General features: G+C 41.1%; 14 protein-coding genes and 1 pseudogene. 9 read left to right on the top strand and 6 right to left on the bottom strand.

The genetic code is table 11. The features are described 5' to 3' along the window. Positions 1-268 precede the first annotated feature (268 nt). Together IE080_RS15830 and pruA are read right to left on the bottom strand one after the other, a co-directional pair. On the bottom strand, positions 269-1,420 hold the full coding sequence (locus tag IE080_RS15830; RefSeq protein WP_189584833.1) for a DUF4221 family protein: 1,152 nt from the start codon (positions 1,418-1,420) through the stop codon (positions 269-271). A 433-nt stretch (positions 1,421-1,853) separates the two neighbouring features. Beyond that, the gene (gene pruA, locus IE080_RS15825) at positions 1,854-3,488 is read right to left on the bottom strand and encodes an L-glutamate gamma-semialdehyde dehydrogenase (RefSeq protein ID WP_189584831.1); all 1,635 of its coding nucleotides are present in this window, start codon (positions 3,486-3,488) and stop codon (positions 1,854-1,856) included. Positions 3,489-3,651: 163 nt separating this feature from the next. Between pruA and fabG the strand changes: the two genes are divergently transcribed. Then, complete coding sequence (gene fabG / locus IE080_RS15820) at positions 3,652-4,398, top strand: 3-oxoacyl-[acyl-carrier-protein] reductase (protein ID WP_189584829.1); 747 nt, start codon at positions 3,652-3,654, stop codon at positions 4,396-4,398. A gap of 492 nt (positions 4,399-4,890) precedes the next feature. Here fabG and IE080_RS19540 read toward each other — a convergent pair. Then, positions 4,891-5,244, bottom strand: a pseudogene (locus IE080_RS19540) (HipA domain-containing protein); the annotation flags it as partial. A 1,080-nt stretch (positions 5,245-6,324) separates the two neighbouring features. On the opposite strand from IE080_RS19540, the gene IE080_RS15810 reads away from it, so the two are divergent. The 8 genes from IE080_RS15810 (at position 6,325) to IE080_RS15775 (ending at position 11,264) form a co-directional block, all read left to right on the top strand. Then, entirely contained in the window at positions 6,325-7,173 is an 849-nt protein-coding gene (locus tag IE080_RS15810; RefSeq protein ID WP_189584863.1) for an SPFH domain-containing protein, read from the top strand. Between the two features lie 4 nt (positions 7,174-7,177). Further along, positions 7,178-7,672, top strand: a complete 495-nt coding sequence (locus IE080_RS15805; protein ID WP_189584826.1) for a hypothetical protein — start codon at positions 7,178-7,180, stop codon at positions 7,670-7,672. Beyond that, positions 7,656-8,981, top strand: a complete 1,326-nt coding sequence (locus IE080_RS15800) for an alpha/beta hydrolase (protein ID WP_189584823.1) — start codon at positions 7,656-7,658, stop codon at positions 8,979-8,981. The genes IE080_RS15805 and IE080_RS15800 overlap by 17 nt, the downstream gene beginning before the upstream one ends. 4 nt (positions 8,982-8,985) lie before the next feature. After that, positions 8,986-9,468 carry a hypothetical protein gene (locus IE080_RS15795; RefSeq protein WP_189584820.1) on the top strand — a complete coding sequence of 161 codons (483 nt, stop codon included), beginning with the start codon at positions 8,986-8,988 and terminating at the stop codon, positions 9,466-9,468. After that, positions 9,458-9,643, top strand: coding sequence for a type II toxin-antitoxin system antitoxin (locus tag IE080_RS15790; RefSeq protein WP_189584817.1), 186 nt, complete (start codon positions 9,458-9,460; stop codon positions 9,641-9,643). Before IE080_RS15795 ends, IE080_RS15790 begins: the two co-directional genes overlap by 11 nt. 287 nt (positions 9,644-9,930) lie before the next feature. Then, on the top strand, positions 9,931-10,401 hold the full coding sequence (locus IE080_RS15785; RefSeq protein ID WP_189584814.1) for a hypothetical protein: 471 nt from the start codon (positions 9,931-9,933) through the stop codon (positions 10,399-10,401). 43 nt (positions 10,402-10,444) lie between these two features. Next, complete coding sequence (locus IE080_RS15780) at positions 10,445-10,753, top strand: hypothetical protein (protein ID WP_189584811.1); 309 nt, start codon at positions 10,445-10,447, stop codon at positions 10,751-10,753. Between the two features lie 97 nt (positions 10,754-10,850). Continuing rightward, on the top strand, positions 10,851-11,264 hold the full coding sequence (locus IE080_RS15775) for a hypothetical protein (protein ID WP_189584808.1): 414 nt from the start codon (positions 10,851-10,853) through the stop codon (positions 11,262-11,264). 194 nt (positions 11,265-11,458) lie between these two features. On the opposite strand, the gene IE080_RS15770 is transcribed toward IE080_RS15775, so the two are convergent. The 3 genes from IE080_RS15770 to IE080_RS15760 all read right to left on the bottom strand — a co-directional run bounded on the left by IE080_RS15770 (position 11,459) and on the right by IE080_RS15760 (position 15,691). After that, positions 11,459-11,830, bottom strand: a complete 372-nt coding sequence (locus IE080_RS15770; protein ID WP_189584805.1) for a GxxExxY protein — start codon at positions 11,828-11,830, stop codon at positions 11,459-11,461. Positions 11,831-12,495: 665 nt separating this feature from the next. Then, positions 12,496-15,021 carry an ABC transporter permease gene (locus IE080_RS15765; protein WP_189584802.1) on the bottom strand — a complete coding sequence of 842 codons (2,526 nt, stop codon included), beginning with the start codon at positions 15,019-15,021 and terminating at the stop codon, positions 12,496-12,498. Continuing rightward, complete coding sequence (locus IE080_RS15760) at positions 15,014-15,691, bottom strand: ABC transporter ATP-binding protein (protein ID WP_189584799.1); 678 nt, start codon at positions 15,689-15,691, stop codon at positions 15,014-15,016. The genes IE080_RS15765 and IE080_RS15760 overlap by 8 nt, the downstream gene beginning before the upstream one ends. Positions 15,692-15,729: the final 38 nt, after the last annotated feature.

The following is a 15,729-nucleotide window of genomic DNA, read 5'->3' as shown; positions in this document are numbered from 1 at the left end:
AGGAGGCGCAGTTTTAAGAGCGCTAAAGAAATAAATTGTATCTGTGCCAAATCTGTTCAATCCCCTTTATCTGTGAGAGACATTTTGCCAAATCTCCTATATCTGTGAGAGACAAAAGGCGCTAAGAGAAAGGTGTCACGCCAAGACGCAGTTTTAGGAGCGCTTAAGAAATCAAATATATCTGCGTCAAATCTGCTCAATCTGATTTATCTGCGAGAGACTCTTTCAAAATCTTAAAGCTAAAGACCATTATTTCTTAATTGAATATTTACATCTTATTCAAGTCATAGGAAATCAAGACATACTCATCTTCGGACTCTTGCTCAAATTGATTGAGGTATAGTAATCCATTATCGATAAACACACTTTCCAATGAACCTCCTCCCGAAACTGAAAATTGAAATACCTTCAAAAGCTTCCAGTTTTCATCATACACCAATAGCTGATAATCCTTAGGGATTTTGGACGTTTCTCTTAAATCCATCGCTAGTATATCTTCTTCACTGATACTCTGTGGCAACTGAACAAATCGGAAATAGTGCTGGGATTTTTCATCGTACAGCAAGTGTACATTTTTATGACTTTTGGGATTAGGATTCCAGCGGGTATTCCTCCCTTGTTTTTGAACCAGATCAGGCAAATAGGTGTGATTTTCAATAGATTTCAACAGTTTTTTCTGCACTACCTGACAGGATTTAAACTGATAAATGGAATCCGACAAAGCAAACTGAAGCCAATACTCATCTCGATCCGGGTTATAAACTCCATTGGTCAGTGTTACCGTTTGACTATCTTTAAAAGCCTCATCAAAAGGAGCTTTGAAATCAGCAACACAGCCTACTCCTTGCTCCCGATTAATTTCTAGTAACCAAGAGCGAAAATCAGGATCATAACCTCCATTGGAATTCATAAAATCAAATGGGTTGAGGATTACTTGGTAGCTCCCAGTTGAAGTTTTTATCAAATTACCCGATTGTTTGGAAACCTGAGTAAACCGATGGTTGAGTATCTCGTTGAGAGGGACTTGCTGTGCATGGTTGGGTTTCCCATCCAGATACTGATGAAAATATCCTGACTGATTAAACAGTACAAATTCACTCGGTGAAATTACAGCCGAACCATTCATCCCTCCTTTCATAGCCTCCTGCCCTTCCAAAGGAATACGATAGGAAAAGGTCCTCAACCCCGATTCAAAAGCATACAGATCGTAGGCATTGATGGACTCCGAAACAGCGTACTTCTTCCCATTATGCTCTAAAACTTTGGTAACACGAATGGACTGAATTTCCGCAGGCTTGTGGAGAACCATTTCGCCGACTTTATAATCTTCCAAGTTTAAAATAGCCATATCTTGGATGGAACCACCACAAGCACTCAGACAAGCAACAATCACAAAACTAAAAAACCATCGTTTCACCATAAAAGAAATTAAATCCAACCATCAAATTCATTAAAACAACTAAACTAATAAAAATATCAAAACCAACTATAACTTTCACAAATAAAAGTCAAGAATATCGATTAGCTCCAAAAAAAAGACCTTCGAGATTCCAAAAATCTCAAAGGTCTATTCATCTTCAAACTTCTATTTCCAAAATCCCTTCTTTATACTTCGTACTTGGTTCCTGGTACAAGTCTATAAATTAGATCTTTGTCTCCTACTGAAATTACTTGACACATTTTTTAAGAATAATTCTCTTGTCTACACGCCTCCAATATATCGACGAACCTGTCTACCACAAGTAGAGGCATATTTCAACTTTATTTCGCGCTAGCATATTTCATTTGTCTTGACTCTTGCTTCTTGAGTCTAAACTCTCATTTCTCGCTTCTCGCTTCTCGTCTCTCGCTTCTCAATCCTCACCCAAAAACGGATATCTATAATCCACTGGAGGCACAAAGGTTTCCTTAATTGTTCTCGGAGATACCCATCTTAAGAGATTGATCATAGAACCGGCTTTGTCATTGGTACCGGAAGCTCTTGCACCACCAAATGGCTGCTGTCCTACGACTGCGCCGGTTGGCTTATCGTTGATATAGAAGTTACCAGCTGCATTCTTCAATTTCTTCGTAGCCAACTCCAACGCATATCGATCTTGCGCAAATACAGCACCTGTCAGAGCGTATGGAGACGTCTGATCCACCAACTCCAAAGCCTCTTCAAAATGCTCCGCATGGTACACGTAGATCGTCAGTACAGGACCGAAGATTTCTTCCTGCATGGTCACATACATCGGATCTTTGGTTACGATGACCGTTGGTGCAATAAAGTACCCTTTGCTCTTATCATAGGTTCCACCTGCAATGATTTCCACTTCAGGAGCTGCTTTAGCATTATCGATGTATTTGGCGATTTTGTCAAACGATTTTTCATCAATTACCGCATTGATAAAGTTGGTAAAATCTTCCGTACCACCCATTTTCATGCTTGCCAAATCTTCCAATAAATATGTTTTCACATCCTCCCAAATATTGGATGGAATGTAGGCTCTGGAAGCTGCCGAACATTTTTGCCCCTGGAATTCAAAAGCACCTCTGGACAAGGCGACAGCAACTGCCTTTGCATGAGATGATTTGTGCGCAATGACGAAGTCTTTTCCACCTGTCTCACCAACAATTCTAGGATAGGACTTGTATTTGTAAATATTGGTACCGATGGTTTTCCACACGTGCTGGAATACCCCCGTGGAACCTGTAAAGTGAATACCGGCAAAATCTGGATGATTAAAAATCACATCACCGGCAGTTGGTCCATCTACATATACCAAGTTGATAACTCCATCCGGTACGCCTGCTTCTTTGAAGATTTCCATCAATACATTGGCAGAATAAATCTGGGTATAGGCAGGCTTCCACACAATGGTATTGCCCATCATGGCAGCTGAGGTAGGAAGATTTCCTGCGATGGCCGTAAAATTGAAGGGTGTCAAGGCAAATACGAAGCCTTCCAATGGTCTTTGCTCTAAGCGGTTCCATACACCATTGCCAGATACTGGAGGCTGCTGTGCATAGATTTCCGTCATATACTTGACATTGAATCGCAAAAAATCGATGAATTCACACGCAGAGTCAATTTCTGCCTGATAGGCATTTTTGGATTGACCGAGCATAGTTGCTGCATTCAATTTGGCACGGTAAGGTCCGGCAAGCAAATCGGCAGCTTTCAAGAAAATCGCTGCACGCTGCTCCCATTCCATATTTTCCCAGGCATATTTCGCTCCCAAAGCAGCATTGATGGCCTGCTCTACATGGGAAGCATCACCCTCGTGAAACTGACCCAAAATATGCTGATGGTCATGAGGAGGAGACATGGTTCGGGTTTTGCCGGTCCTTACTTCTTCCGAACCGATGTACATGGGCACATCGATTTGTTGGGAACGCAAGGTTTGAAGCATCGCTTGTAATTCTTTTCTCTCAGGAGAACCCGGTGCATAATTTTTGACCGGCTCATTGTGCGGAGTAGGCACATTGAAAAATCCTTTCAGCATATCTATTTGAGTTTATTTTGTTTCTGATTAGCAAATATAAGAAGCCTCCACGTAAAAGCCTGCCAAAAAGGACGGCAATTGCCCAAGGGGAACAAATTCACAGGATTTGGGGCATGGCAGGCAAATATGTATATTTGGCGATTGTTTTAAAAAAAATATTCTCATGGGATTACTATCAGGAAAAACCGCTCTGATCACCGGAGCTTCTAAAGGAATCGGAAGAGCCATTGCCATCCGCTATGCACAGGAAGGTGCCAATGTAGCATTTACATACCTCTCCAGCGTAGAAAAAGGCCAAGCCTTGGAAAATGAACTGGCAGCATTTGGTATACAGGCCAAAGGCTATCGCTCAGATGCTTCCGACTTCAAAGCGGCAGAAGAATTGGTCAACTCGGTAGTTGCTGACTTTGGTTCATTGGATATATTGGTCAATAATGCTGGGATTACCCGTGACAATTTATTGATGCGCATGAGCGAAGAAGCATGGGATGAAGTAATTGGAGTAAATTTAAAATCCTGTTTCAATACCGTAAAAGCGGCTACCAGAACCATGATGAAAGCCAAAGCAGGTTCCATAATCAACATCACTTCAGTGGTAGGTATCAAAGGAAATGCAGGTCAAGCCAACTATGCCGCTTCCAAATCAGGAATCATCGGTTTCACGAAATCAGTGGCTTTGGAATTAGGATCCAGAAATATCCGCTGCAATGCTGTAGCTCCAGGATTTATCGAAACAGAAATGACTGCTGTTTTGGATGAAAAAACCGTTCAAGGCTGGAGAGATGGCATTCCAATGAAGCGAGGCGGCCAACCGGAAGAAGTTGCTAATGCCTGTGTATTCTTAGGTTCAGATATGAGTTCGTATATCTCAGGGCAAGTACTTCAAGTGGATGGAGCGATGCTCACTTAAGAGGCGAGCTTGCCTACCGTATGGTAGGAGATTAGAATCAAGAAACAAGAGACAAGAATCAAGAAATTTCAGGACGTGACAATATATGCTTGCGCCAAATAAATAGAAATATGCCTAGCGGCGAAAGATTAGGGGCGTGTGGAATTCCAACTATTCTTCTTAAATGGAGTAACCCTTTGGAAAAACCCCTTAAATGTAAGAAAAAGACCTTTGAGACTTCTAATTTTTCAAAGGTCTTTTCCTATACTATATGGCGCTATTTAGGAATATTATTTTATAAGGTCTTCTATTTTCACTAAGCTTTTGTCCCTCATACCAAGTGAAGTTTTTTACTTGTTTGACAAAAATCCCTTATAACAACTATAGCTCATACCTTAGTCAATTGTTTTAAGTGACCTTGAAACGACTGGAAATAATTTCTTTTAGTAGTGTCATTAAGAAAGGAAGCAGCCACCATTTTTTCAACTAAATCTGATTTTGAAATCATCAATGCTATGATATATTTTGGAAAGTCTTTTCATTGATTTCAGCTAATTTCGCTAGTTTGGCAAATTGCATAGCAATAGTGCCATGGGCTAGATTTCTTGGCAAAAGACCATCATCTAATGCAAAGTCTCGATCTTCTATATGAATACGGCTATTGAGCAAGTCATAGGCTGGGCTTAGTCGATAATCTCCGAAAGATGTTTCTAGTATAGAAAAATTTTTAAAGTGAGCATCTCCATTTGAAAAGAGAAAATTAAAGATTAGTATTTTCAAAAGTTTGGGGGCTTCTAACTTGTATGCAGTTAAATAGCTACGCATTAATTCAAATATTTCTAAATAATTTCCGAGATACTTATAATGTTCCCCATGGGTTTGTGGAGTTCTTTTTGCTAAGGAAGCAAAGTCATCTTGAGCTAATTTTTAAAATTTCAATAAAAAGAGCGGTAAAAAGCACTATGTTGCGTATAGCTTGAATTCTATCAAAAATTACGGCAAAAGATGCGCCATAAAGCACTATTAACCAACATTTAATCATTGGATAAATGGAGCTCACTTTGTAACTTTCGAAACATACTATATCAAGATAAAAATTGCCGCATGCTCCGGTAATGTAACATGGTTTTATCTTCAGCCCTAAACGAAAAATATTGTGAAAAACTATATCGACAGTTATATCTTTCTCTTTGTTATATCGATTATTTTTTTGGCACTAATAGCTCTAATTATAATAATCTTGTATAATGGCTGGAAAATATTAAAAAAACTATTTTCTCGTTCATGAAATTATGGCAATTTTAGCTTAAAATAAATCAACTTGATTTTAATTTTGTGGAAAAAAGGATGATATATGTTTACTTCTGCTAGTTCAGCACAAGTATGCCCTATAAATTGATATAAGCCTTCTACCTTTGGTAGACAAGAGCGGCGAAATATTATTAGGTGCATTTGGGATAACCAATTATTCTTAAAAAGATGATTGGGGCTTTCCTAATAGCAAATTAATAAAGACAGAAGACCTTTGAGATTTCAGGTATCTCGAAGGTCTTTTTTAACATTGTGCTATTCCTGTATATTGATAAAAAGACTATTGGAGTTTACAAATCAGTTTTTTGGCCTATTTAGCCTTTAAACTCGAAAGCGGAATCTTACAATCAGCCATAAGCTTTTTTAAGTTTAAATCGAATAATGATAGGTGGACAATCTTCGGATAAGGCCATCAAATAATCTGCAAATTGACGATGGCGAGACGTATAATAGTTGATTATTTCCTCCCGAGTATCTGTTCTCAAAAACCAAAAGAATTATTTTACTTTTTTTCATCTATTAAAAACGTTGATTGGATATGATTTATAACGAAAGAAAAAAATTTTGTTTGCACACCCAACCTTTTTTTCCAAAAACAAGTATATTGCTATGATATCATTTCAATATCATACCAATATGGAAAAGCTAACCAAACCACTCTCTGGCTACTTGATGATTTTTATCGTAATAGCCCTCTTACCCACCATCGGAATCTCCTTTGCAAACAAACAGGTTTTGCTGGGGATCATATGTACCTTGGGATTTATTCTGATTCTCCCAGGATTCTTCACCTTGCAGCCCAATAAGGCTATGGTTCTGATTTTGTTCGGAGCCTACAAAGGGACTGTCAAAGACAATGGATTCTTTTGGGTGAATCCGTTCATGACCAAGACTAAGATTTCTCTCCGTGTGAGAAACTTTGAAAACAAACCTCTAAAAGTCAACGACAAAATCGGAAACCCTGTGATGGTCGGGACCATCGTTGTCTGGCAAGTACAAGACACCTTCAAGGCTACCTTTGAGGTAGAAGACTATGAAAACTTTGTCCACCTTCAAACAGACGCTGCCGTACGAAAGATGGCTGGAAAGTATCCTTATGACGACTTCGAAGCTGAAAATGCGGAGGTAACCTTACGTTCCGGTGTAGAAGATGTCAATCACTCCTTAGAAGCGGAAATTGCCGAACGTCTGCATCATGCTGGCATCAAGGTTATTGAAGCGAGAATTTCCCACTTGGCATATGCTCAAGAAATTGCTTCTGCTATGTTGCAAAGACAGCAGGCTACGGCCATCGTAGCTGCCCGAAGAAAAATCGTCGACGGCGCCGTAGGAATGGTAGAAATGGCATTGGAAGATCTGAAATTAAAAGGCATTGTGGACTTCGAAGAGGAGAAAAAAGCAGCCATGGTCAGTAACTTGATGGTGGTCCTTTGTTCCGATAGAGCTGCTAGTCCTGTACTAAATGTCGGTACTTTGAATCAATGACGCTATGGTAGTCAATGAACGGCTGGATTTAAGAGGGACAATCATCATGTGGGCAATCATCCTTTTGGAGATTCCCACATTGCTCCTACTGATTGTTTTGTATGCCGTTGGTCAATTGGGGGATGATGGATGGCAAGTAATCCTTATAGTCTTTGGAATAATGCTTTCGGCATTTACCCTACTCATGAATATTCGGCTAATCCTAAGGGTAGATTCCTATGGATTAGCTTTCCAAAGCCCTCCCCTTGTCAATGGATGGAAAAAATTTAAACCAGAAGAAATTTTATCCATAGAAGTAAAGAAATCAGATGGATTAATGGATTATGGTGGACCAGGTGTGCGTTTCTCTCGTACCATAAGGGCCTATCTCTTTTACACAGACTACATCGTCATCATGCAGACAGCTCAAAAAAAGTATGTATTCAGCACACAAAAGCCAGAAGAAATTCAGCGTATTATTGACGAATGGAAAAAGACAACTTATGAAAAAACTAAGTAACTATACATTCGCATTGCTCACCTGCTTATTTGTAGGATGGAGCAGTGTTGGGCAAGCACAAACAGAACTAAAAGCACTCGCAAGAGAAATGCTATTAGAATTGCAAAAAGGCGAAGCAGCACTATATGCCCGCTATGCTTCCGATGAACTCCTCAAAGCCGTTCCTGCCGATCAAGTTGCAGGGATTTGGAACCAACTGGAATCCCAACTGGGAAAAGCCGCTCCTGAACTTGTGGATCCTATAGAAAACAAATTGGGGGAAAATATCCAAATCATTCAACCCATCAAATTTGGAGTCATGAGTTTGGCTTTCATCAGCGTCTTTAGCAAGGAAAATAAGTTAACTGGCATTGCCTTTCAACCTTTCCAAGCGGAAACTTCTCCTAGTGACTCGGAGAAAAAAGCCCCTTATGATCATCCTGAAAAGTATGAGGAAGAGGATATTTCCCTTGCTTCAGGCACCTTCACCATTTCCGGTACCTTGACAACGCCCAAGCAGGCGAACACCAACACGCTTGTTGTATTCGTAAGTGGCAGCGGACCCAATGATAGGCATTCCACTGTGGGCCCAAATAAACCTCATCAGGATATGGCAAGAGGTTTGGCAGGTTTGGGGATCGCAACCCTTCGCTTTGACAAACGCACATTTTCCGCTGCCCAACAAATCCAAGAGGAAGGTTTGGATATCACGATAGATGTAGAAGTGGTAGATGATGCGGTAGCTGCGATTGAGTTTGCTCAAAAAACAGGTAAATACACTAAAATAATCGTGCTAGGCCACAGCTTAGGTGGCATGCTCGCTCCAAGAATTGCCAGCAGAAGCCAAGTTTCAGGCATCATCATCATGGCTGGAAATTCCAGACCCTTGGAAGTGTTAATCGTAGAGCAATTTGAGAAATTATTAGATGGCAATCCATCCAAGGACCGTGTACTGGATGAATTAAAGGGAAAAGTTGCTAACCTAGATAGACTTGCCTCCGGGGATAAACTTGCTGACGATGAATTGCCCCTAGGGCAGCCCGCTGCTTATTGGAAGTCCTTGCGTGCCTACGATCAGGTAGCAACAGCGCAATCATTAAGTGTTCCAATCTTACTCCTACAAGCAGAGGAAGATTATCAGGTGACGATGGATGACTTTCATGGATGGAAACAAGCCTTACCGCAGGCAACCACTATCTCCTATCCCAATTTAGACCATTTGATGCGCCCATCCAATGGAAAAATCGGCATGGAGGCCTATGCTGATCAGGTCTTTGTTTCGGAGCAGGTAATTCAGGATATCGCAAATTGGATTATAAAAATCAAGTAAGCATATGGCTAGATACACATTCAACGAAACACAGCGGTTTACTCAGCTTTGGATTTGGGGGTTATTGATTTTAGTATCTGCTATCAGTATATATGGCATAGCCTCTCAACCAATGGAGGGCTGGGAGTTGGTTCCTTTGGTTGTAATTTTGGGCACTGTGCTTGTTTTATTTGTAAGTATGCAATTAAAAACCCGAATCGATGAAAGTGGCCTAACATTTAGCTTTTTTCCCTTCATAGGAGATAGAAAATACAATTTAGAAGATATCCAAAAGCTAGAACTTATTGAGTATAATTCGATCTTCAAATTTGGAGGCTGGGGTATCCGATACAACTTTTTCATGTGGGCCTACAATGTCAGAGGAAAGCATGGACTAGTGGTCCACTTGAAGGATAAGAAATTTCTACTCGGCACCCAAAAGCCAGAGGGAATAAAGAAAGTTATTGAGCAGTTTAGAGAATTAAAAGGAGGGGATTATGCCAGCTAAGAAACCATTTGCCCTACGATTGGACGAGAAGATGATGCAGGCTGTAGAAAAGTGGGCGGCAGATGAATTTCGCAGTACCAATGGTCAAATTGAATGGCTCATTCATGAGGCGCTTAAAAAAGCGGGGAGGTTAAAGGACACGAAGGAAGGGGGAAGGATGAAAGATGAAGGATAATGGGATGAAAAAAATGAAATATGCTTACGCGATATAAATTGATATATGCCTGCTTCGACAAGCGCAGCACAAGTATCGGCCCTATTTTTGGGGCAGGTGAAAAGGAAGTTTATTTTCAAAGGATATCAAGTATTTTCAATTCAAGACACCAACGTTGCGGCCGTAGCATGTAGCCTTAGCGAACTTAGCGTGAACCTGCTAAGAAGGTTGCAAACACGATTCGAAAATCTCCAATTTTCTTCCTAACTTCCAGTGATTTAACTTGGCCCTACTACTTTATGAAACATATGAAATTGATTTTAACGCTTCTTGGTTTTGTTTTTTTAGTTGCATGTGCTGAAAAAGAACCAGCATTCAATCCTCAATTAGTTGGAACTTGGGAAATTGTCCATTTTAATGAACCCCTGAACACCAATTCCATAACTGCTTACACTTTTAACGGGGATGGCACCTATTCATGGGCATGGGCTTTCCGAAATCCAGGGGAGCGCACCAACTTTGGATATCAACTCATTTGGAATGGCACATTCCGCACCACTCAAGATCAGATTAGTTTCAGAGTAGAAGAAATGCTTGATGCACCTATAGGTATTCCAAGCTCCTTTTTTGTTCCAAGAGAGGAGATGGTTCAAAGAAATTATACGCCTGGCGCCATCACCAATCGTCGATTTATGCTGTCTGCTGATAGAAGTACCTTGACAATCCTTGCAGATGATGAAATGGCTAGTGATGAGGTCTACACGAGAGCTAAACGTTAATTTATAGTAAGATCTTTGTTCAATTCTAATCTTCAATCAACCGATGAAAAAAATATGGTTAATCCTACTATTGGCTGCTATTGCATGCACCAGTAATGGTATAGAGGTCAAGGTAGAAGAGATGAAAAATGATCTCGTACGTATTTCGGTTACGAACAATTCTGAGATCGATTATGCAACAATGACATTTATCATTGATTATTTAGACAAAGACAAAAGACTGCTCTTGTCAGACACCATTCCTTACCATAAACAGGATGGAAATTTTCTACCAGCCAAGAGCAATACATTCATCGTACAAAAGCCACCGCAAGGAACTCAATCTGTACAAGTAAACATAATCAATCCATAATTACTAGTTGGGAAAAGAAGAGTTATCAGGAATTTTATTTATTGAATTGAGACACTAGATGATTTGTCTCCGTCTCTATTAAAAACCCCCAACAGCTATGAAAAAATGGATACTGTCACTCGCTTTTTTAATGATCTTGAGTGGATGCATGGAAAATGGGATTGAAATCCCAGACCTCGGGGCATTCCCTATAGGTGTGTGGGAAGTTCAAAGCCAGCAAGAGGATGGTAAAACATTAAGTTCAAGATCATCGCTACCGGAAAACACTTTCGGATATATTTTTCAACCAAACGGTCGTATGGTCAATAGGAGCATCAATGGATTCTGTGGAACTCCTCCCGTCATCACAGCAGATTTTCCTGGAACATGGACTAGAGGTGGGGATATTATCCGAGTAAACATGCGTTTCTGGGGCGGCACCATCCAAGAAGAATGGAAAATCATTCAATCCACCAACTCCACTGTCCAACTAGAAATCCTACGGTCCACCTATACCTACGACTTTGATTAGGTTGGTCCACAGATTACTCAGATTACACAGAATAAGAATCTCACCATTCAAAAAAGCCTAAGAACTTAATTCTATCCTACCAATGATCTTATTTATTCCTCAAAAAAACACCCTACAAAAAACATCTGCGATAAACTGTGGACAAACAGAACCATTCCTTTTTGTTTTGACGAATTATGAAATCTTACCTTTTTTTATCGGACTATCCTCTTATACTCTAGTGACTCTGAACCAAAATTAATCAATAACCCCACCTTCAATTTACTAGCTTTCAAATAATTCAAAACTTGGGAATAATGTTCTGAACTCAACTCTGACAATGCTTTTACTTCAACAATAATCTTATCAAAACATAAAAAATCGGCATAGTAGTGAGTTGGCAACAGAACACCTTTATACTCTACAGGTAATTTATGTTCAGGGAAAAACTTAATACCTTTTCTATCCAGCTCAATCTTAAAAGCCTCATGATAAACTTTCTCTAAAAACCCATTTCCCAAAGCTTGATGGACTTCCATAGCAGCTCCAATAATCCTGTAAGTTTCAGATTTGTAAATAAAACTCATAATGGATGTTTTTTTCCTCCCAAATAAGGTAAACATCTCAAAAACTCCTAACTCTACTTACAACTTAAACGACTAATTTCTAGAAACATAAAATTCGTAAAAATTCAGCTCACATATTATACAAAAAACATCTGTGACAATCCATGTAATCTATGGACAACCCAATCCCCTTATCTTTAGTCCACAGATTGCCCAGATTACACAGAAAAAATATCCCCATCCTTAATTAACTAAGAGATTGTTTCTTTCCTGCCAAGGTTCTTATGTTTCCATCAAAAAAAAACGTTCAAAAAAATCCGTGTAATCTGTGGACAGCCTAAGTAGCTTATGCCAGCCAACCAATGGTCTTAACTATCCCTCATAAATCCCCTACAAAAAATATCTGTGACAATCCGTGTAATCTGTGGACAACCCAATCCTCTTATCTTTAGTCCACAGATTGCTCAGATTACACAGAAAAAATATCCCCATCCTAAATTAACTAAGAGAATGTTTCTTTCCTGCCAAGGTTCTTATGTTTCCATCAAAAAAAAACGTTCAAAAAAATCCGTGTAATCTGCGGACAGCCTAAGTAGCTTATGCCAGCCAACCAATGGTCTCAACTATCCCTCATAAATCCCCTACAAAAAACATCTGTGATAATCCGTGTAATCTGTGGACAGCCCCTACCCATTGCCTCGGAGGATTTCCATCGGTGGTTTTTGGATGATTTTGGAACCGTTGAGCCAGCCTAGGAGGACCACCAAGAAGGTAATCACCGCATACAACACAAAAGCCTCCGTGAACGCCGCACGGAATGGCAACTGAAACACATAGTTACTCAATAAAAAGGTCGCTAAGAAAGACAATAAAATCCCACTCAACGAAGCCAAAGAACCCAAGAAGAAATACTCCAAGGTATTGATAGCCGACACTGTACCGCTACTCGCCCCCAAGGTTCGTAACAGAATACTCTCCCGCATTCGCTGATACTTACTGATAATCAAAGAACTGATCAGTACCAAAATACCCGTCAGAATAGAGAAAAAAGCCATAAACTGAATCACGAAACTAATTTTACCCAAAATCTCCTCCAAAGTCTCCACAATCGCTCCCAGGTTGACCACCGATATATTCGGAAATTCCCGCACAATCTCTGACTGCACATCTGCGGACTGCCGATCATTTTTGGTCTTGGTAATCAAGACGTGGAATTTGGGTGCATTCTCTAATACCTTCTCAGGGAACAACACCAAAAAATTGGTCGATACCTGATTGAACTTTACCTCCCGAAAACTCCCCACATAGGTCATCAATGGCCGCCCCTGTACATTAAACACCAAGCGATCACCCAATTTGATACCCGTTCGCATGGCATAACTCTCATCCAATGACACAAATACCGTATCCCCAGGATTTTCAAAGGGACGCAATTGCCCTTTAGTCAAGCGCTCGGAATTGATCAAGGTGTCCCGATAAGTCACCCGAAACTCCCGGTTATACAAACTTCTAGAACGTCGATCCTCATCTGGCAAGGTATCGTTCCCTTTTTTGGTCAAGCCATTGATGGACTCCAAACCCATCGTGACAATTGGAACCCGCTGCAAAATGGGTAAATCCCGGGCTACTAACCTCCCTGCTACCTCCTCGACCTGATGATTCTGAATATCAAAAAGCAACATATTGGGCTGATCTTCTTTATCCGCAAAGCGAGCTTCGTCCAAGAGTTGATTTTGAACAAAAAATAAGGTACTGATCATGGCTGTGCCCAAGCCAATCGTCGCAATCAATGAAACCGTTTGATTGTTGGGTCTATACAAATTCGCCAAGGATTGACGGACGGTGTAGCGGAGGCTAATCGGTAGAAAGCGACGAATGGCCCACATCATCCCCAAAGCTACCGCAAATAAGGCCAAGAAAGCGACCACTACAAATCCCGTAAATCCTAAGGCTGCCTTCCAATCCTTCAACAAGAGAAAACTAAATCCAAAGACAAATGCGAAAATCCCCAGAATCACCAACCAACGCAGCGGGTCTTTCCCAAAACCTGTTTCTGAGGCTTCCGGACGCAGCGTGGCCATGGGCGAAACCCTCCTGATTTTGAGCAGCGGCAATAGGGCAAAGAGCACCGACACCAACATACCCGTAACCAAGCCAAAACCTATAGAAGTCCACGAAATACTCATACTCACATCCACGGGTAGAAAATCGGCAAAGACGGTAGGCAGCAAGACCTGTAAACCCGAACCAATCAAAGCTCCCATCACAGATCCAAATAAGCCCATCAGCATGATTTGCACCAAGTAAATCCACATGGCAGTGGCTGAACTCACACCCAAACAACGTAAAACAGCTACGGAAGCTAATTTTTCCTTAACAAAAACATTCACCGCACTGGCAACACCCACACTACCCAAAAGCAGGGCAATAAAGGCTACCAAACTCAAGAAATTGGAAAGATTCTGAAAGGAGCGACCCGTTTGTCTTCGGCGGTCTTCTACTGTATCTGCATCAACCCTATCCTCTTCCCATACCTCTTCATACGTTTGGGTCAAAGCCTCCACATCATACCCTTCCTCAAACAAATAATAACGCTGATAGCGCAGACGACTTCCGTATTGAATCAAACCCGTGGCTTCGCCATACTCCATGGGTATATATACCGCTGGTGCAACGGTCGCCGTGATGCCTGTTTGGCCGGGTACTTTTTGCAATTCACCCTCGATAACAAAGGTCAATTCCCCTACTTTGATGGAATCTCCAACAGTAGCATTGAACTGGGCCATCAGCAACTTTTCTACCAAAGCTTTGCGTCCACCTTGACGGAAGGTGCGCTCTGCTTCCACTGGCACAGTTTCTAGGGTCCCATAAAAAGGGAAATCTCCTTCCAACAGGCGTACTTGAGTCAAACGGCTTTCACCTGTAGCAGGAAAAGCAACCATGCTTGCAAAGTTGATTTCATTGGACTGAGCCAATGCCAGTGAGTCTGTGGGCTGCTTACCCAAAGGTTTGTTATTGTTAAGCACCAAATCCGCCCCAACCAATTCCTTGGATTGATTTTCTATGTCCTTCTTCAGGTTTTCGCCAAAGGAATGAATGCCGACCAACGCAGCAATGCCTACGATCATGGACGCTACAAATAATAAGAGCCTCGAGAAATTCTTCCGAAATTCCCGTAGAGCCATGGTCAGTACCCAACGGAAATCAAACATATCGGTCCTCCTGGATTTTGCCCCCTTTGATAGAAATGATGCGGTCGGTTTTTTGGGCAAGCTCCACATCGTGCGTCACCAAAACCAGCGTGGTTCCCTTTTCCCGGTTCAGATCAAAAATCAATTGCTCAATCAGTTCTCCCGTTTCTGTATCCAAATTACCAGTAGGTTCGTCTGCAAATAAAATCGCTGGTTCATTGGCAAAGGCACGTGCGATGGAAACCCGCTGCTGCTCGCCTCCGGATAATTGGGTAGGGTAATGCGTAGCACGATCAGCCAGTCCCACTTGTTTGAGCAGTTCCATGGCTTTTACACGGGCATCCTTCCTCTTTTTCAATTCCAAAGGAACCATCACATTTTCCAAAGCGGTCAGCGTAGGCAGCAATTGGAAATTTTGAAAAATAAAGCCAACGGACTGATTGCGGACAGAAGCACGCTGATCTTCATTAAGCTGCTCCATGGCCTTTCCATGCAGAACCACAGAACCAGCACTTGCAGAATCTAGGCCAGCACATAAGCCAAGTAAGGTGGTTTTCCCACTGCCAGAGGGACCTACTATGGCCAAACGCTCCCCTGGTTGAATATCAAAGTTAATATCATCTAAAACTGTCAAAGGCTTGCTGCCACTTTGATAGGTTTTACTTACATTACGTACACTAAGAATGCTCATGCTTGCTCCTAAAATTTTTCATGAAAATAACATATACC

The sequence above is a fragment of the Mongoliitalea lutea genome (assembly GCF_014652135.1).
GTDB lineage: Bacteria > Bacteroidota > Bacteroidia > Cytophagales > Cyclobacteriaceae > Mongoliitalea > Mongoliitalea lutea.
The sequence above is the reverse complement of the archived record's forward strand: the minus strand, read 5'-3'. Positions and strand labels throughout refer to the sequence as shown.

Excerpts from the sequence above, each read along its gene's own strand:
- IE080_RS15830 (WP_189584833.1), bottom strand. The coding sequence starts at position 1,420 with ATGGTGAAACGATGGTTTTTTAGTTTTGTGATTGTTGCTTGTCTGAGT.
- pruA (WP_189584831.1), bottom strand. The coding sequence starts at position 3,488 with ATGCTGAAAGGATTTTTCAATGTGCCTACTCCGCACAATGAGCCGGTC.
- fabG (WP_189584829.1), top strand. The coding sequence starts at position 3,652 with ATGGGATTACTATCAGGAAAAACCGCTCTGATCACCGGAGCTTCTAAA.
- IE080_RS15810 (WP_189584863.1), top strand. The coding sequence starts at position 6,325 with ATGGAAAAGCTAACCAAACCACTCTCTGGCTACTTGATGATTTTTATC.
- IE080_RS15805 (WP_189584826.1), top strand. The coding sequence starts at position 7,178 with ATGGTAGTCAATGAACGGCTGGATTTAAGAGGGACAATCATCATGTGG.
- IE080_RS15800 (WP_189584823.1), top strand. The coding sequence starts at position 7,656 with ATGAAAAAACTAAGTAACTATACATTCGCATTGCTCACCTGCTTATTT.
- IE080_RS15795 (WP_189584820.1), top strand. The coding sequence starts at position 8,986 with ATGGCTAGATACACATTCAACGAAACACAGCGGTTTACTCAGCTTTGG.
- IE080_RS15790 (WP_189584817.1), top strand. The coding sequence starts at position 9,458 with ATGCCAGCTAAGAAACCATTTGCCCTACGATTGGACGAGAAGATGATG.
- IE080_RS15785 (WP_189584814.1), top strand. The coding sequence starts at position 9,931 with ATGAAATTGATTTTAACGCTTCTTGGTTTTGTTTTTTTAGTTGCATGT.
- IE080_RS15780 (WP_189584811.1), top strand. The coding sequence starts at position 10,445 with ATGAAAAAAATATGGTTAATCCTACTATTGGCTGCTATTGCATGCACC.
- IE080_RS15775 (WP_189584808.1), top strand. The coding sequence starts at position 10,851 with ATGAAAAAATGGATACTGTCACTCGCTTTTTTAATGATCTTGAGTGGA.
- IE080_RS15770 (WP_189584805.1), bottom strand. The coding sequence starts at position 11,830 with ATGAGTTTTATTTACAAATCTGAAACTTACAGGATTATTGGAGCTGCT.
- IE080_RS15765 (WP_189584802.1), bottom strand. The coding sequence starts at position 15,021 with ATGTTTGATTTCCGTTGGGTACTGACCATGGCTCTACGGGAATTTCGG.
- IE080_RS15760 (WP_189584799.1), bottom strand. The coding sequence starts at position 15,691 with ATGAGCATTCTTAGTGTACGTAATGTAAGTAAAACCTATCAAAGTGGC.